We start from the raw sequence: 17,410 nt of genomic DNA, 5'->3' as shown, positions 1-17,410 counted from the left end.
ATTCCCCTGAAGGGACCAGGTACTATGTCTGGTTATTTACGGGTATACACCCTGACCCAATCCACTTCCATCGTTGCCGGGAAAATGGAATCATCCACCCCGTATTTGCCACCCCAGTTACCACCGATGGCCAGATTGAGGATCAGGTAAAAAGGCTGGTCGAAGGGCCATTCTTTGGTACTCTTATCTTCGTTGCGGATATGGTTGTATACCACACCATCCATCAGGAAATCGATCTTCTCTTTGGTCCACTCAATGGCATATACATGAAAACGATCATAAGGATCTGCCGTGTAGATGCTCCTGCCTTTCTGCGTTCCTTTCATGTGGTTATAGGCTTCGCTGTGGATGGTTCCAAAAATGCTGTCTTTTTGATATCCCACATGTTCCATGATATCTATTTCACCACAAGCGGGCCAGCCTGCCTGTTGAATATTTTTACCCAGCATCCAGATAGCGGGCCAGGTGCCTTTGCCGGCAGGCAGTTTGGCGCGCACTTCTATGCGTCCATAAGTGAATAAGGCGGTCTTATCTGTTACCAGTTTGGCAGAAGTATAGGCTTTGTTCTCCTTGGTCTCTTTGCGGGCGGTGATCTTCAGTACGCCTTTCTCCACTTTGGCATTCAGGGTGTCTTTATCCGTGTAGTACTGCAGCTCATTGTTGCCACCGCCATGACCTCCCACATCAAAACCCCAGCGGGTACTGTCGGGCAGTCCTTTGTAGTCGAACTCATCGCTCCAGCTGAGTTTCCAGCCGTTACGGGTGAGCGACTGTTTTACACGCTCTGCCAGCAGTTCGGGTTCGTTGGTGGTGATGAAATCAAATTCATTGGCCAGCAGCCAGTCCATGGTTTCTGTATCGTTCACCGTCCAGGCGTTGAGTACGATCTGGTTTTGTTTTGCCTGCCCGATCCATTCGGGTTTGTTCCTGAATACGGAATAATGATAATCGGCGCCGGCCACCCCATCTTTTTTTAACTGCTCCGGAGCAATATCGCCATTCAGGTATTGGGTGTTGGCTTTGGGATTGACCAACAGTATCTTCTTAAGGATGTCATAATCAAAACTGATATACACCACTTTCTTCTCTGCTCCCAGCTGGTTGATCAGCTGTACCGATCTTTCTGCAATGAGCTGCCCGCGTTCCTTGCTCTCAGGTGAAGGTTTGATCTCGCAAACCAGTCTTGTAGTGGTATTGTTGGTGATACCTGCCAGGATATACTCACGCAGGGTAGGCAGCTTTTCGCCATTGGCAAGGGGGAATGCCGTCAGTTCCGCATAGGTATGTTTCTCGATCGGGAGTTTATGGTACTCGGGGTCGTGGTTGATGACGAGCGAATCATCGGCAGTCATCCGTACATCGAATTCAGAACCGGCACATTGCAAACGGATGGCTTCACGTAAAGATGCGATGGAGTTCTCCGGATACTGGTGCAATTTGAACGCTCCGCGATGTGCTACTACCGGACCAGGGGCAAACGCATCTGCAGCCGGAGCTGCACTGTTAAAAGCAAAAGCCGTAACACCGGAACAAAGCAACAGGCACAGGGAAATACAACGCATAAGGATATGATTTCAAGTGATAGATAAAGAGGACCAAACTTATCAAATAAAACAATACCGAGTCCGCTGGCCATATGAATAAAACAAGAATATATTCCGTTGTATCTCTCTCTAAAAATGACGATCACAGATAAACAAAAGCACTGGTCACCTGTTATTAGATAAATGGGTTCTTATATGTGGCAAAAATCACTCCCCCTGCTCTTCTTTGCGTTACTCGGCCTTTCTGCATCTCTCATTGCCCAGAACAATTGGAAATTATATGCTGAAAAAGATGGCATACAGGTGTATACACAAAACCTGGATGGTTCGCGTTTTAAAGCGGTAAAGACCGTTTGCACGGTCGACGCTCCCTTAAGCAAACTGACCGCAGTGCTGATGGATGTAAAGAGTACGCAGGACTGGGTATATGCCACCAAAACATGCAGCCTGCTGAAACAGGTGTCGCCGGAAGAGGTCATTTATTATTCAGAGGTAAGCCTGCCATGGCCCGCGCGAAACCGTGATTTCATCATCAGCATCGCCATTTCGCAGGATGTACAGAGCAAAGCGGTTACCATACTGGCACAGAACAAACCCACTTACCTGCCTGAAAAGAAAAATATTGTTCGCATACAACAGTCTTCCGGTAAATGGCTGATCACACCGCTGCACAACGGGCTAACCAGAATTGAATATGTGCTGCAGGTTGACCCCGGGGGCTGGTTACCCGCCTGGCTGGTAAACCTGTTCGCCGCACGTGGCCCCTATGAGTCTTTTAAAAATCTGCGGGAGCAGGTCAAAAAGCCGATCTACCATTCTGCCCAGCTGGCTTTTATCAAAGACTAGCGCAGGTGGTGATCATATTCTACGGCTATGTAACCATTGTTACAAATAACTCTTGCACCCCTGCTTACCTTTGTAAAAAATAACCTATGACCCAAACAGCCAACACATTCACCTATCAGGTAAGCGGAGCCAAACCCATTACAGCGGTCATAGCGCTGGTGGGAGCAGCCTCTGAACAAAACAAATTCTCCGTACTGCACAGTTATGATTTCTTCGAGATCCTGCAGACCAAGGGTTTTCCTATTGAGCGCAAAGTTCATGTGTTCGAGATCTGCCGTGCCCCCATGGCTTCCAAAATGCTGACCGCTTTCCCGGGTTTTGCCACATTCATGCCCTGCAGGATCGCCGTATATGAAGAGAACGGTGAAACCGTGGTATCTACCATGAATATGGAACCGCTGCTCAAAATGGTTGAGGGTGATCCGGAACTTTTTAAAGAAGCTACTGCCATGTACCAGTCCATCCAATCGATCATGAAGGCGTTACTGGCATAATACATTTTCATACCCGGTCTTACCAGCCATTCACCCCCTGGGCGAATGGCTTTTTCATGAAAAAGGGTTCTGAAATTTATGGAATGTTAAAGTGATGGTTCCACCGGTTCCGGCTGTTTTACCAGCAGTTTGTTCCGCTATCTTCGTGGCAAAGCAGGATCCTATGACATTGAAAATAGCAACCGTTGTTGCACTGGCAACTTTTGAAGTATACGCCGCCATTCCGGCCGGGTTCGCTTTTGAACTGCCCTCTTACGTGATCGGCCTGGCCAGTATCGTTGGTGGATTGATCGGCGTATTCGTGGCCGCCTACCTGGGCAAACAGGTGCGTAAGGTCCTGAACAAATACAGGAAACAACCGGCAGAAGAAAAACCAAAGACCGGGATGATCATACGCATCTGGGAGAAATATGGTGTTGCCGGATTGGGATTCCTGGGCACCATGACAGTAGGCGCCCCCATCAGCATTGGTGTAGGGGTAGGTTTCAACGTTCCCGTTAATAAAATGGTACTATGGTGCAGCCTGGGCGTGATCGTACGATGCACCCTGTTTACCACACTTGGCCATTATGGAATGAAACTGCTGTAAGTTCCTTATTCTGTAAAATGTATCCTTGCTTTTTCTGCCAGTCTTGCTTTGAGTAATACGGCAAGCGCTTCCGCTTTCATTTTACCGGTGGTCTTCACTTCCATGGGTACCTGCGCAAATGAACGTTTCCGGCTGAACTCACGGTGCAGGTCATACTTGGCCTCTGCAGGTCCGGTCAGTAACACGAATGCGGCTGTTGGAGACACCCGGGCAATGATATTCTTACAGAACTGATGCATCTGCGCATGCTGCCGGTTCTGTTCTTTCTCCTTTACATTCAGGGATGCGGTCAGGATACCGGTCTTATTGGTGGTCTCCCCGCGGAACCGCTGGTGACTGTCGAATGCAGAGATCAGGTCTTCCTCCTGCATCACTCCCTTGCTGTCGATATGGATGAGGATCGCTTTTTTATGATCTACCCAGATGGCGTAATGAATGGTATTTACTAATTTCTTTGCCATAGGATCAGGTTTTATTGATGGATGAAGTTAGCACGCTTCCCGGCCATTTTATATGACTTTTATCATCCCCAATCCCTTACTCCGTAAGTATTTCAGGGTTCCGGCCTGATCGGATACCCGGCAGCCCTGTTACCTTCCGCAGCATCCGAATCTCATCTAACCAATGCCGATAATAAAGGCATTAGAATGTTCAATGAACGGCCATTTTGTAAAAACTACGGGGTTCTGCCAATAGTTTTTTTACCTTGCGGCCCAAATTCATACAAGATGAAACTTGACGCGACCCTACTTGACAGAAGTGAGAACAAATGTGAACTCTGCGGATCAACCGATGATATCCAGGTTTACGAAGTGCAGCCACAGGATCAACCTCGCACCGAAAACTGCATCATTGCCTGTAAAGTATGTCGCGACCAGATCGATAAAAAAGCCGAACTGGACCAGGAGCATTGGAAATGCCTAACCAATTCTATGTGGAGTGAAGTACCCGGTGTACAGGTGGTGGCCTGGCGTATGTTGAACCGTTTGCGTACCGAAAGCTGGGCCACCGATCAGCTGGACATGTTATTCCTGGACGATGAGCGGCTTGCATGGGCCAAAGCTACCGGCGATCATGAGAGTGACGGCAGCGTAGACCTACACAAAGACGTAAATGGCGCCATACTGCAGCAGGGAGATACCGTGGTACTGACCAAATCGCTGGATGTAAAAGGCTCTACCCTGAATGCCAAAATGGGAACCGTGGTAAAAAATATCCGCCTGGTTCCGGATAATACGGAACAGATCGAGGGAAAAATTGAAGGGCAGACCATCGTGATCCTGACCAAATACGTAAGAAAACAAGGAAATAACGCATAACCGATCGGCAATAACGGATCGGCAACCAAATAGTAAAGCCGGCAACTGATCAGTTGCCGGCTTTTGTTTGGCAGGCCATGGAATAGGGATCCCATAGCTGCCGATAAAAACTTCTGCCGCTTCAGGCAATATCATTCCCCCAAACAATACACCCTCAGCGGCAGAAAATCAGTTTATGGATCAGGCACCAGGCCCTGACCAACGATGTCCTGTGATACCCATTTTACCGGAATCCCGCAGGTTTTCATCATTTTGTATCAATTACCCTGCAAATCTAACCTGACCATGGCCCGCATAAGCTGAATAGGTTAACTTACTGGTATCCTTACAGGTTATTTCCTATTTTTTATGCTGCGGGAAAAACAACGATATAGGTTACTTTCTTTTTCAGCCATCCCAAAAGGGCTTACGCTATGGCTATACATCAGTATGGGGCTACTGTTCCTGGCTTATCCGAAAAACGGGTTCAGCCAGGAAGTGGATAGTGTGCTGACCATCAAAACATCTCCTTTTTTTACACAGATGCTGTCAAGAAAAGGCTACCTGGCGCCCATACAAACAGCTGCCAACAGCATTACCCTGCCTGAGTCGAAAAGATTACAGGCCAAGGGACAGATCCTGATCAAAACACCCAAACAGCTGTACCTCTATTTTGCCGGAACGGGTTGGCTTTACCAGCTGAAGCAGGAAAAGGATTCCGTATTGCTGTTCCAGCGTATCGACAGAACGGAGAATATCAACTATAATATTGATGCAGTGGTATTCACCAACGGAGAGAACCTGTATAACCTAGGGGGATATGGATTCTGGAAATCGAATGGCACCTTACGCAAGTTTAATTTCACCGACCGTGAATGGGATGTGGAACCTGTGGATACGGAAGTTCACCCTCCCGGGAACCCATTTTTATCCTGGTTTCACGCAGGCAGTTCCACGCTGCTAGTGCCGTATGAGCAGGAGCTCAATTCAGGTATCAAACAAGATGAGAACCCAATATCCATTACCCATAAGACCTACCGGCTTGACCTGAAGACACATAACTGGGAAGTACTGGGAGAAACTGGGTTGAAATTCAGGGATATAACGGCAGTGGCACATGCCGGCAGGCTTACAACAGACAATGGATACCTGGTTCCATTCAATGGCCTGGTTTATTGGGTCGATTTCATCCATAACCAGATCCTTGTTTTCGACAACAGTTCATTGGCGCAGACATTACTCAGGGTGGATAGCCATTACCTGCATTATTATGATCAGCAGAAACTGTACCTGCTCAATACCCAGAACTGGCGGTATGATTCCGTCAGCATCAATCCGAAAGATTTTGTGGCTACCGGCCATCCCGTATGGAATACATCCACCAACTACCTTTCCTTAAGCCTGATCGCACTACTGCCGGCTCTGGCTTTGCTTCTGACCTGGTACCTGGTATGGCGAAAAAAGTCTCATACTCCCGAAACGGACCAGGTGGCCAAAAAATACCTGGTCAACTTCACCGAAACAGAACTGAGCCTGATCAATCTGCTGCTGGAACGGAGCAGGGACAACAGGACTGCTTCCATTACAGATATTAATTATGTATTAGGTATCAAGGACAAGAACACCGGGATGCAGAAAAAAGTAAGAAGCGACATCATTAACAGTTGCAACGAAAAATACAGTTACTTATCCCAACAAGATACCCCTCTGATCCAGAGTATCAGAAGTGAGACCGACAAACGGTATTTCGAGTACCTGATCAGTAAGGAAAAAATCAGGGAAGCAGAGAAATTCCTGTCCTGATCCTCAATACCCTTAATTGAGGGGTTTCCAAAATCAGCATTTTGTCGAACTTTTACTACTTGAAATTAGTGAAGCACTATAAAATCATGTAAAACATAATTGACAAGTGTACCACTAAACAAAAAAGCCGCAGCACACAATGCGTAAGCGGCTAAGGCAGAATTCAATTATCCCTTGTAGCCAATTGTTGATTACCCCCAACCCCAATTATTATCATTATGCTATTATTAGCGGCAGCGCTAGGAATGTTGATTTCTATGATCCTCTTTGCATTCAGCAGAGCGGGTAATAAAGTGAACCGCTACCTGGCTATCTACTTTTTTATTGTTTCACTGTATGTGCTGGTGCATTATACCATTGTTTTCAGTGGTAGCGTATTTTGGATCGCCATCGCATTCATCAATCCCAGTTTCCTGTTCCTGCTGCCAGGTCCAATCCTATACTTTTACGTACGCGGAACCCTGACCGGCAAAACAAAACTTGATAAAAAGGATTGGCTCCATTTTTTACCGGCTGTGATACATTTTTTGCTCATCACCCCCTGGCTGTTCACAGATTTTGCCACCAAACAAGCACTGGCCAGAACCATCGTGGAAGTGCCTGACAGTATTTTCCAAAACGAGTACTTTCATTCGGTGATATCCTTTTACAGCAGTTTCCTGCTACGTTCCTTCATGGGTATCGGGTATGCAGCTTATTGCATCGTACTGATTTACAAACATCACCAGCACAAATTAAGCATCGCCAACAGGCAGCAACACCATGCTGTGATCTGGTTGAACCTCTTCGTTTTTTCCCAGGCAATGTTATTCATAGCATATATGGCAAGCGTGATCATCTCTTATAATGACAGCACAGAATCCCTGCTCATCGGGCATGGTTCACTGTTCCATATTTCACAGGGCATGGTATTGGTGATCCTGCAGATTATCCTGTTGATCTTTCCCTGGGCATTATATGGTATCCCCAGGCGGCTTACAGGTGCTGTTGCAACCGCATAAACCCTGCCTAAAAAACACGATTGTAAAAGGCAATGGCTGGCAATTATTACCAGCCACCTCCTAATGCCTTGTATAGATTTACGGTTGTGAGGAATTGTTTTTTGCGCGTATCCACCAGTTCCAGTTTTGCCTGCAAAGCATTTTGCTGTGTCAGCAGCACTTCCAGGTAACTGGCACGGCCGGCTTTGAACAGGGTTTCTGCGATATCGATCGACTGCGACAACGATGCTGCTTCTTTGTTCTTCAGGTCAAACACCCGTTCCAGGTTCTTTACACGCAACAGTTCATTATGCACTTCCACGTAACCCGTTAAGATAGCTTTCTGGTATTGGTAAAATGCCTCTATCTGTCCGGCATTGGCTCTCTGGAAATTGGCTTTCAGCGCCGTTCGGTTAATGATCGGTGTGGTCAGTCCGCCCAGCAGTCCGTAGGCAACAGACTCTGGCGTACGTATCAACAGATCCGGTTTAAATGCCTGGAAACCCAGGGAACCGGTGATGTTGAATGATGGATAGAACGCTGCGCGGGCCGACTGCAGTTCGGCATTGCTGGCAAGTACATTCCATTCGGCCTGGCGTATGTCGGGCCTGTTCTGCAACAGTGCCGAAGGAACCCCTGTTTTTATCAGTGCTGGAAATGCTGCTTCAAAAAAATGCTGTTCCCGTTGTATTGGTGCAGGCATTTTACCTGTGAGGATATGAATGGCACTTTCTACCTGTTTCGCCTGCTGCAGCAGATCCCAATGAAATGCCCGAAGGTTCAGCAAACGGGACTCGAATTGTTTCACCGCCAGTTCAGTGGATGCAGCAGACTCTTTCTGCACTTTTACCAGCTCATACGCCCTTTCCTGGATGAGGGTCGTTTCATCAATGATTTTCAATGTATGATCGATGGCCATCAGCTCATAATAACTGGCAGCGATAGCTGATACGATCTGCGTAGTGAGCAGGTTCTTACCCTCTACACTGGCAAGGTATCGGGCCAGCGCTGCTTTCTTCTTGTTTTTGAGTTTGCCCCATACATCCACTTCCCAACTGGTCTGTACACCCAAAAAATAATCGGGCAGGTTAATGGGGATGAGTTTTCCGGGCGTCATCTCTGTAACAATATTACCGGCACCATCCATGGTATACAAGCCGAATTTTTTCAGACTGCTCACCACACTGGCGCTTACGGTGGGTGCTAATAAGCCTTTCTGCAGCAATACTTCTGCCTGCGCCGACTGGATTCGCTGCATGGCAGCCTGGAGGTCGTGGTTGTATTCGAGCCCGGTACTGATCAGTGACAGCAGGCTGGTATCCGTAAAGAATGATTTCCAGTTATGCAAGGTAACCGCTGCGGTATCCGTTGTTGATCCGGGATAGGCTGCCGGCAAACTCAATCCGTTCTTCTGGGTCACCACTGCCGGTACGCTGCAGGAGCTGACCCATAAACCGGTGACCAGCACCACTATCCCGCCTAAATAATTTCTTTTCATGTTTGATTAAATTGTCTCTGTAAATGGTTTTTCCTCTTTGTTCTTCGATTTCCGCATCGAATCCGTGATCTTGGAGAAGATCACATAGATACCGGGTATCACGATCACACCAAAAAGGGTTCCGAACAACATACCTCCTGCCGCAGCAGTACCGATGGTCTTATTACCGATGGCACCCGCGCCACTGGCGAAGATCAGGGGTATCAGTCCGGCAACGAATGCAAATGAGGTCATCAGGATGGGACGCAACCTTGAGGCGGCCCCTTCAATGGCTGCCTGTAACGGTGTTTTACCTTCCCTGTGTTTCATGGAAGCGAATTCTACGATCAGGATCGCATTCTTACCTAACAGACCGATCAGCATGATCATGGCTACCTGCGCATAGATATTGTTCTCCAGTCCCAATACCCACAGCAGGAAAAATGCACCGAACACACCGGTTGGCAGCGACAGGATCACCGGCATGGGCAACAGGAAACTTTCGTACTGGGCCGAGAGCAGCAGGTACACGAACAACAGGCTCAATATGAAGATCAATATCGCTTCGCCGCCCGTATTGGCCTGGTCACGTGAGGAGCCTGCCCAGTCGTACCCGAAACCAGCCGGCAGTTTAGTCTTGGCCACTTCGCGGATGGCTTCAATGGCCTGACCACTGCTGTACCCCGCTTTGGGTTCACCGTTCACCATGGCCGAAGGATACATATTATAACGGGTTACCTGTTCGGGACCATATACTTTTTCAATTTTCAGGAAAGCGGCCACCGGCACCATCTCACCCATCTTGTTCTTTACAAACAAACGCATCAGGTCTTCGGGTCGGGAGCGGAATTCGGGCGATGACTGGATCATTACGCGGTACAGCTGACCAAAGCGGATGAAGTTGGTGGCATATTCACTACCAATGAACGCCTGCAGCGTATTGAGCACATCCGCCAGGACCACCCCTTTCTGCGCAGCTTTGATATTATCGATGCTGACCAGGTACTGCGGGAAACTGGCATCGAAAGTGGTGAAAGCATTTCCGATGGCCGGGTGTTTTTTCAGTTCGCGTACAAAATCATTGGCAACGGATTCCAGTTTCTTCAGATCGCCCTTGCCGGTCTTATCCAGCAAACGCAGTTCAAAACCACTTGAATTACCGTATCCCGGTACCGGTGGTGGTGTAAAGAATTCGATCCGGGCATCTTTGATGTGACGGGTCTTATCTTTCAGCAGTTCGATCACTTCCTTGTCGGTCCGTTCACGGTCTTCCCATTTTTTCAGTCCGATCAGGTTCATTCCGAATGTGGCACCCACCCCTTCAGACAATACACTATAACCGGCCAGGGTTGATACCGACGCCACATCGGGCAATGCCTGTGCAGCTTTCTGGATCTCATCCACCACTTGTTCAGTACGCTCCAGCGTAGCACCGGAGGGAGCAGTTACGTTAGCATAGATGGTGGCCTGGTCTTCGTTAGGAATAAAACCGCTGGGCAATACCCTGCCCACCATTCCGGTCAATCCGCAGAACAGCAGGATGATCAGCCAGGTAACCACCCTCCGGTTGGCAATGGCTTCGATCAGTTTCTTGTATTTATTGGCTACACCATTGTATCGGTTATTGAATGCATCGAAGAAGACCTGGAACAGGCTCTTTTTTGCATGAGCACCCGCGTGGTGGTTATTTTTTAGCAGGGCGGCACAAAGTGCGGGTGTCAGGGTCAATGCCACAATACCCGATAAGACAATAGATACCGCCATGGTCAGCGAGAACTGTCGATAGAACACGCCCGTAGGACCTTCGAGGAAAGCTACCGGCAGGAACACCGCCGACATCACCAGGGTAATGGCAATGATGGCACCACTGATTTCACGCATGGCTTTTTCAGTGGCTTTTCGCGGGCTCAGGTTGGTTTCTTCCATGATGGAGTGCACCGCTTCTATCACCACAATGGCATCATCCACCACGATACCGATGGACAATACCAACGCGAACAGGGTGATCATATTGATCGAGAAGCCGAACAGCTTAATGAAAAAGAAGGTTCCCACCAATGAAACCGGTACCGCAATGGCCGGTATGATGGTTGACCGGAAATCCTGCAAAAACACAAACACCACCAATGCCACCAGCAGGAAGGCTTCGATCAGGGTCTTGATTACCTCATGGATCGAAGCGTCCAGAAAAGCAGATACGTCGTAACTGATTGTATACGTCATACCGGAAGGGAACCCGGCAGACAGGTCTTCCATCCGGCTCTTGATATTGGCGATCACCTGGCTGGCATTACTACCTGGCCTTTGTTTCAGCAGGATGGCCGCAGAAGGTTTACCGTTCTCTTTGGAGATCACATCATATTCCTGTGAGCCGAATTCCACATTGGCCACATCTTTCAACAAAATGATCTGCCCGTCTACCGTACTCTTCAATACAATGTTCTCATATTGTTCCTCTGTGTTGAACTTACCTGTGTACTTCAACACATACTGCAGGGCCTCGGGTCTTTTGCCGGAACTTTCACCGATCTTACCCGGGGCGGCTTCCACATTCTGCTCTTTCAGTGCCCTGATCACATCATCGGTAGAAATATCGTACGTGGTCATCTTATCCGGATTCATCCAGATACGCATGGAATATTCCCTGGAACCCATGATATCGGCAAAACCCACACCTTCGATCCTTTTTAACTCGGGTAATAAGTTGATGTCTGTAAAGTTGTACAGGAACTTTTCATCCATGGTACTGTCCTCACTGAGAATGTTCAGGTACAGCAGCATACTGTTCTGCACTTTCTCCACGATCACACCTGCTTTGATCACTTCTTCCGGCAATTCATCCACAACGGACGATACCCGGTTCTGCACATTCACCGATGCCACTTCGGGGTCCACGCCCGATTTGAATATGATGGAGATGACGCTGGATCCGTCGTTACCGGAAACAGACGACATATAAGACATGCCGGGCACACCGTTAATGGCACGCTCCAGCGGGGTTACTACGGCTTTTACACAGGTTTCTGCATTGGCACCGGTATACTTGGTGGTCACGGTCACTTCGGGTGGCGCGATATCCGGGAACTGGGTCACCGGCAGTTGCGTGAGTGAGATCAGCCCGATGAGCATGATCAGTAACGAAATAACAATCGATAAGATCGGTCGGCGTATAAAATTAGATGTCATGGGTTGGATTAATGGGTTGATAAGAGTTGTGGAAGCAGGCTTTGCAGATCAACAGGTTTGGTATTGATGCTGTCTCCCTCCTTCACCAGTTGCACTCCTTCGTAGATCACTTTGTCGCCAGTGGCAAGGCCGGCACCCACCACGTACAGGTGTGGTAACCGCCACAGGATCTCCACGGGTCTTGTTCTTACAATATTTTTACTGTCGACCACAAACACATTCACCCTGTCCTGCACTTCAAACGTTGATTTCTGCGGGATCACAAGGGCATTGTCCAATACCCCATTGAGTATGATCTTACCGGTAGCCCCATGTTTGAGCAGGTATTCGGGGTTGGCAAAACGTGCGCGGATGGCAATGTTTCCGGTATTCTTATCAATCTCTGTTTCGGCTGTTTCAATGCGGCCTTTGTATTTGAAGCGTGTATTATCGGCCAGCAGCAGCGAAATGGAATTTTGTTTGGTGAGCTCATTCGACTTAGAGAAACGGAGATACTCTTTCTCTGAAATGTTGAAATAGGCAAACATTTCCTTGTTGTTAGAAAGGGTGGTCAGAAGGGTGCCCTCATCTACCAGGCTACCTACTTTATAAGGGATCCGGTTGATCACCCCGTCAAAAGGTGCTTTGATCTGCGAATAGGAGATGTGCAGTTCTGCAATGGACACAGCGGCTTTGGCTTCCAGGATCTTTGCTTCGATCGCTTCTTTTTTGGCTTTGGCCATTTCCAGTTCCGTTTCTGAAACCACTTTTTTCTCTACCAGGTTCCTCACGTTCTTCAGCTCCACTTCAGCCACTTTCAGTTCCGCTACGGCATTTTTCAAGTGCGCATTGGCCTTCAGCAGTTCTTCTTTGAGCATGAGGTTGTTAAAAACGAATAAGGTCTGGCCCGCTTTTACGGGTTTACCCTCATCCACCAGTATCTTCTCGATAAATCCTTTTACACGGGCCCGTATTTCTACGTTTTGCATAGAATGGATATCTGCCACATACGATTTTTCGTATGATGTGTCAATAACAATGGGTTGAAATACCTGGAAAGTTTCCGGGGTTGCCTGGCTGGTCTCCTTTTTAGCACCACAGGAAATAAAGAATACACCCGTACAAATGAGGATCCATACATACAGTACACGACTATGCATAACTAGAATTGTTTTTGCCCATATGGGCCGATAAGGAATAGACTTAGTAAATAGAAAAATCAGCGAAGGTTTTCCTTAGCACTCAGGAGGAGGCGTATTAACGGAAAAGTTCTGTTGCGCAACCCGTGCCAACAGGTACTGTCCAGACAGGTTCTTGGTGTTCTTTTGATAGGGAAGCATCAATCCGATACGGCAAACCGGCAATTTGAAATCGTCAGATTCATCATTATCGAAATGACCGTGCTGGTCGAGGTCCTGGTCCTGGTCTGTATCCTGCTGTCCGCTGCCGGTATCGGCAAATAACAGGGCAGCCTGATCCACCTTTACCTGCAGGGCACAGGCAAATACGGGAGACTGTATGATAAACATCAACAGCAGTAAAAAGGCGGTTATTTTCCCCATTGCGCGCGAAATTATATTAAAAAACACTGAAAATGGGGGCTTTGTTTGATTATTGACCGCTAAATGACAGAGGTTGGTATCCCGTTTATAAAACAGGTGAAGCTACAAAAGGTTTTCTGCCAATAAATTAACGTTTCTCTAAGGGAACCTGGATAGTGAGGGTTGTGCCCTTACCCGGGGCAGATGAAATATGGAATGCCCCATTCATCGCATACACCCTTTCCCGTATTTCCAGGATACCGTAATGCTGTTTGCTATCTACGTCGTCGAGGGGAGTAAATCCTACGCCATCATCTTCTATCTGCAGTTCCAGGGTGCCATCCTGCCTGATCAGGCTAACGGTGGCTAAGCTGGCTTTGGCATGTTGTTTTACATTGGCCAGTGCTTCCTGCACAATACGGTACAGGGCCAGGCTTTGATTCGGATGGATCTTTTCATTCTCCGTGTTGGAGACCAGTTTTACAGGTATACCACTTGATTTGGTAAAAGAATGTACCAGGTACTCAACAGAAGCATGCAAACCCAGCTCATTCAGCATTGAGGGGTTCATGGCACTGTAAATACGGGAGAAGGAATCCAGGTTAGCAGAGATCGCATCCAGCAGGTTATCTATCTTTTTAGATACCAGTTCCGTATCATCACCCAGGTGCTTTTTGATCCAGGACACATCAATCATCAAAGCAGCCAGGCCCTGGCCCAGTTCGTCGTGAACCTCACCCAGGATCTTGCTCTTTTCTACTTCGCGGACAGACTGCAGGTGCCGCGAGAATTCACGCAATTCCTGGTTCAGGCGCAACAGGTCCTGTTCGGTCTCTTTCATACGTGTAAGGTCAATGGCCGTGGTAGAAAGCTGGACGTTCTGGCCATTCTCATCCTTATGTAATACAATCACCTGCATGACTGGTATGTTCTTACCCGATTTGGCTTTATAGTTGTTCTCACCAATCCATTTACCAGTTTCCTTCAACGTTTTTTCAGCATCTGCCATAACCTTTATACCCCCCTCACCCCTGAATTGGCTTACATTATATCCGGTAATATCTTCCCCGGCACCTATTTCCAGCACCTGGCGCATGGAATGATTCATATACAGGAAGTTCCTGTCCATATCACAGGTAGCTACATAAGCATTGGTATTTTCAAATATGTCGATCAGCTGTTTCTGTTTCTGTTCTATCTTTTTTCTTTCCGTGATATTTTCTTTTACCGCTACAAAATGGGTGATCTCATTGTGCTCATCCAGTATCGGCGATATGATGGCATGTTCCCAATAGGTTTCTCCATTTTTCTTTTTGTTCAGGAACTCACCCTGCCATTCTTTGAAATTCGTGATATCCTCCCATAGGTTCTCGTACTCGGTCTGCGTGGTATAGCCCGTTTTTAATACCCTTGGGTTCTTACCAATCACTTCCTCCTGGGTATACCCGGTTAGGCGGGTAAATGCAGGGTTTACATATTCAATATCCCCCTTGATATTGGTGATCACCACCGAAGCAGAACTTTGCTCAATGGCCATGGTCACTTTCAATAACTCTTTTTCTACATCTCTTCGTTTATTGTTGCTGGCAATAGCAGTTAGGGCATAACTGATATTATCTGTTACCCGGATCAGCAATTCGATTTCTTCCTCTGTAAAGAAGAAAGTCCTTGGCGCATACATGGTAAACAAACTGACCACTTTGCCCTCCACGGTCACCGGAAGGGCTATGGAAGACTGGAAACCCTTTAATAATGCCCTGGGTGCCCAAACATGCATAACCGGGTCGTTGGAAATATCATTGCAGTAATAATACCTGCCGGTCCGGTATGCCCTTCCGGTAGGTCCCTGTCCGTAAGCGTCATCCTGGGTTGACACTTTGATATCACGTACATAGTCTTCCTCTTCCCGGTACTGGTAACGCGGTTCTATAAAACCGGTTTCTTCATTGGGTATGCCGATCCAGGCAAAAAGAAAATCGCCGGAATTCACGGCTATTTTACATATCTCCCGATAGATTTCATCACCATCTTTAGCATGCAGAATCAGATCGTTACAGTCACCAATAAACGCATATAACCTTCTGGACTTATGAATTTCCAATTCAGCCTGTTTGATCGCTGAAATATCTTTCAGGAAAAAGGTAAAATCGTTGGCAGAGGGCAGTATGCTTACCCGGAACCATCTGTCTACATTCACATGATAAAAGTCGAATGAGTTGGTACCATTGTGGTTGATACTCTTCTCAACTGTCTGCCGCAGGGTAATATTTTGCGGTACCGTATCATCACTGATAAAATCGAAAATATTACCGCCGATGATATTCTGCCCATGTAAACCCAGCAGCTTATCGATCGCTTTATTAGTATAGGTGATTTCAAAATGTGAATTGGTTACCAGCATTCCGTCACTGGACTCTTCGAATAACCTGTGTCTGCGAATCTCTCTGTCTTTAACCGATAACTGAACAACAAATCGCCAGATGATAAACCCCAGTATGAGCAGTGTGGTGAACACAAACATACCTAGTAAACCGTACCGATCGGTGGATTCTTTGTCATAAGCATCATGCGTTTGCTGTAAAACAATATTAGCCCGCTTCACCAGTCGATCGTATTCCCTGATCATCTGCAACCGTAACAGGTTATACTGAATATTATTTGCCAGCAATTCAGGATCGCTCATTCTTTCATTGACCAGCAGCTCTATTGTTGATGTCAGGTATAGTTGGCTTCCCTGGAACAGGGAATCAAGATGGATTATATCACTGCAGTTAACAAGTCCATCAATGCACAGTTGTTTCAGGGTATCAATATTGGACTTTGCCTGATTTTGGAGGTATCGTATATCATTCAGGTTACCGGTATTGTGCGAGATCAGGAAAGTGTTGACATGGTATTCTATTTCATTGAGAGAGGTTCTGAAAAGATTCAGATGATCAATGATCGCAATTGCCTTTTTCTGTGCGCTGTTGGAACCCTTGCTTCTTGAGAGTCGTTGATACTCTACCCCATATAACGACAGCAACGCAATGATGCAAATGATGATGAACGTATAAAGGAATACTTGTAGCCGACGATTTTTCATATCAAACAATGTCTGTGAACAGCAGGCACAGACCCACGGAAAGCCGGATCACAGCATGCTGTAATAATGGATATCAGACATAATTGAGGGTGGTTGCGATATTCGCGGTGGATATAGTATTTTAAAAAAGAAACCACAAATGAAACAGACAACAGTGCTATTGCTCCAATGCATTTTTTGGCTACTGTCTGTTTTTTTGAGAACACAATGTATTCCTTCTTTCAGAAAAAGCCCATGATTTTCATCATATTACCCTGCTTTTTTCAGATCCGGTCATTTTTCGAGTGGACCCGGACCAGAATACCATAATAAATATAATACAGACAAAATCGATAAAGAAACATAAATCGTCAAGTTATATAACAAATAATACGATTATAATTACGACTGAAATGCTGACGACAGGTTGGTTGTCAGGTTCCGTTCGTTTAAAGCAAGATTCCCGGTTTCCGGGGACAGCTGAACAGGTAAAATGCTTGAATACAGCATACAAAAAAGCTCCCGAAAAAGAAGCTCTGGTCGGGATGACTGGACTCGAGCCAGCAACCTCTTCGTCCCGAATCACGCCGGTGGCGTGACGTTACCGGG

General features: G+C 47.1%; 13 protein-coding genes. 6 read left to right on the top strand and 7 right to left on the bottom strand.

Annotation, left to right across the window (positions count from 1 at the left end):
- Positions 1-32 precede the first annotated feature (32 nt).
- Positions 33-1,562: a family 16 glycosylhydrolase gene (locus tag ACH3Y6_RS03510; RefSeq protein ID WP_490834190.1), complete on the bottom strand. Its 1,530-nt coding sequence runs from the start codon at positions 1,560-1,562 to the stop codon at positions 33-35.
- Between the two features lie 177 nt (positions 1,563-1,739).
- Here ACH3Y6_RS03510 and ACH3Y6_RS03505 point away from each other — a divergent pair, with 177 nt between their 5' ends.
- The 3 genes from ACH3Y6_RS03505 to ACH3Y6_RS03495 all read left to right on the top strand — a co-directional run bounded on the left by ACH3Y6_RS03505 (position 1,740) and on the right by ACH3Y6_RS03495 (position 3,473).
- On the top strand, positions 1,740-2,390 hold the full coding sequence (locus ACH3Y6_RS03505; RefSeq protein ID WP_490834189.1) for an START domain-containing protein: 651 nt from the start codon (positions 1,740-1,742) through the stop codon (positions 2,388-2,390).
- 86 nt (positions 2,391-2,476) lie between these two features.
- Complete coding sequence (locus tag ACH3Y6_RS03500) at positions 2,477-2,884, top strand: DUF302 domain-containing protein (protein ID WP_490834188.1); 408 nt, start codon at positions 2,477-2,479, stop codon at positions 2,882-2,884.
- Between the two features lie 163 nt (positions 2,885-3,047).
- On the top strand, positions 3,048-3,473 hold the full coding sequence (locus ACH3Y6_RS03495; protein WP_490834187.1) for a hypothetical protein: 426 nt from the start codon (positions 3,048-3,050) through the stop codon (positions 3,471-3,473).
- Positions 3,474-3,478: 5 nt separating this feature from the next.
- Here ACH3Y6_RS03495 and ACH3Y6_RS03490 read toward each other — a convergent pair whose 3' ends face one another.
- Positions 3,479-3,934 (bottom strand): hypothetical protein, encoded by a 456-nt coding sequence (locus ACH3Y6_RS03490; RefSeq protein WP_490834186.1) that lies wholly within the window; start codon positions 3,932-3,934, stop codon positions 3,479-3,481.
- A gap of 267 nt (positions 3,935-4,201) precedes the next feature.
- On the opposite strand from ACH3Y6_RS03490, the gene ACH3Y6_RS03485 reads away from it, so the two are divergent.
- From ACH3Y6_RS03485 to ACH3Y6_RS03475, 3 genes are all read left to right on the top strand, one after another.
- Positions 4,202-4,792, top strand: coding sequence for a PhnA domain-containing protein (locus ACH3Y6_RS03485; RefSeq protein WP_490834185.1), 591 nt, complete (start codon positions 4,202-4,204; stop codon positions 4,790-4,792).
- A 429-nt stretch (positions 4,793-5,221) separates the two neighbouring features.
- On the top strand, positions 5,222-6,574 hold the full coding sequence (locus tag ACH3Y6_RS03480) for a hypothetical protein (protein ID WP_490834184.1): 1,353 nt from the start codon (positions 5,222-5,224) through the stop codon (positions 6,572-6,574).
- 257 nt (positions 6,575-6,831) lie between these two features.
- Positions 6,832-7,575, top strand: coding sequence for a hypothetical protein (locus ACH3Y6_RS03475; RefSeq protein WP_490834183.1), 744 nt, complete (start codon positions 6,832-6,834; stop codon positions 7,573-7,575).
- A gap of 46 nt (positions 7,576-7,621) precedes the next feature.
- Here the strand turns inward: ACH3Y6_RS03475 and ACH3Y6_RS03470 are convergent, their stop codons facing one another.
- The 5 genes from ACH3Y6_RS03470 to ACH3Y6_RS03450 all read right to left on the bottom strand — a co-directional run bounded on the left by ACH3Y6_RS03470 (position 7,622) and on the right by ACH3Y6_RS03450 (position 16,822).
- Positions 7,622-9,052, bottom strand: a complete 1,431-nt coding sequence (locus tag ACH3Y6_RS03470) for an efflux transporter outer membrane subunit (RefSeq protein WP_490834182.1) — start codon at positions 9,050-9,052, stop codon at positions 7,622-7,624.
- Positions 9,053-9,058: 6 nt separating this feature from the next.
- Positions 9,059-12,217: an efflux RND transporter permease subunit gene (locus tag ACH3Y6_RS03465; RefSeq protein WP_490834181.1), complete on the bottom strand. Its 3,159-nt coding sequence runs from the start codon at positions 12,215-12,217 to the stop codon at positions 9,059-9,061.
- An 8-nt stretch (positions 12,218-12,225) separates the two neighbouring features.
- Complete coding sequence (locus tag ACH3Y6_RS03460) at positions 12,226-13,356, bottom strand: efflux RND transporter periplasmic adaptor subunit (RefSeq protein WP_490834180.1); 1,131 nt, start codon at positions 13,354-13,356, stop codon at positions 12,226-12,228.
- Between the two features lie 75 nt (positions 13,357-13,431).
- Positions 13,432-13,758 carry a hypothetical protein gene (locus tag ACH3Y6_RS03455; protein WP_490834179.1) on the bottom strand — a complete coding sequence of 109 codons (327 nt, stop codon included), beginning with the start codon at positions 13,756-13,758 and terminating at the stop codon, positions 13,432-13,434.
- A gap of 127 nt (positions 13,759-13,885) precedes the next feature.
- Entirely contained in the window at positions 13,886-16,822 is a 2,937-nt protein-coding gene (locus ACH3Y6_RS03450; RefSeq protein ID WP_490834178.1) for a PAS domain S-box protein, read from the bottom strand.
- Between the last annotated feature and the right edge of the window lie 588 nt (positions 16,823-17,410).

The organism is Sediminibacterium sp. FW305-C-269, from assembly GCF_058231045.1.
The sequence above is the reverse complement of the archived record's forward strand: the minus strand, read 5'-3'. Positions and strand labels throughout refer to the sequence as shown.

Coding starts and splice junctions, on each gene's coding strand:
- ACH3Y6_RS03510 (WP_490834190.1), bottom strand. CDS start 1,562: ATGCGTTGTATTTCCCTGTGCCTGTTGCTTTGTTCCGGTGTTACGGCT.
- ACH3Y6_RS03490 (WP_490834186.1), bottom strand. CDS start 3,934: ATGGCAAAGAAATTAGTAAATACCATTCATTACGCCATCTGGGTAGAT.
- ACH3Y6_RS03465 (WP_490834181.1), bottom strand. CDS start 12,217: ATGACATCTAATTTTATACGCCGACCGATCTTATCGATTGTTATTTCG.
- ACH3Y6_RS03485 (WP_490834185.1), top strand. CDS start 4,202: ATGAAACTTGACGCGACCCTACTTGACAGAAGTGAGAACAAATGTGAA.
- ACH3Y6_RS03505 (WP_490834189.1), top strand. CDS start 1,740: ATGTGGCAAAAATCACTCCCCCTGCTCTTCTTTGCGTTACTCGGCCTT.
- ACH3Y6_RS03450 (WP_490834178.1), bottom strand. CDS start 16,822: ATGAAAAATCGTCGGCTACAAGTATTCCTTTATACGTTCATCATCATT.
- ACH3Y6_RS03470 (WP_490834182.1), bottom strand. CDS start 9,052: ATGAAAAGAAATTATTTAGGCGGGATAGTGGTGCTGGTCACCGGTTTA.
- ACH3Y6_RS03500 (WP_490834188.1), top strand. CDS start 2,477: ATGACCCAAACAGCCAACACATTCACCTATCAGGTAAGCGGAGCCAAA.
- ACH3Y6_RS03480 (WP_490834184.1), top strand. CDS start 5,222: ATGGGGCTACTGTTCCTGGCTTATCCGAAAAACGGGTTCAGCCAGGAA.
- ACH3Y6_RS03455 (WP_490834179.1), bottom strand. CDS start 13,758: ATGGGGAAAATAACCGCCTTTTTACTGCTGTTGATGTTTATCATACAG.
- ACH3Y6_RS03495 (WP_490834187.1), top strand. CDS start 3,048: ATGACATTGAAAATAGCAACCGTTGTTGCACTGGCAACTTTTGAAGTA.
- ACH3Y6_RS03460 (WP_490834180.1), bottom strand. CDS start 13,356: ATGCATAGTCGTGTACTGTATGTATGGATCCTCATTTGTACGGGTGTA.
- ACH3Y6_RS03475 (WP_490834183.1), top strand. CDS start 6,832: ATGATCCTCTTTGCATTCAGCAGAGCGGGTAATAAAGTGAACCGCTAC.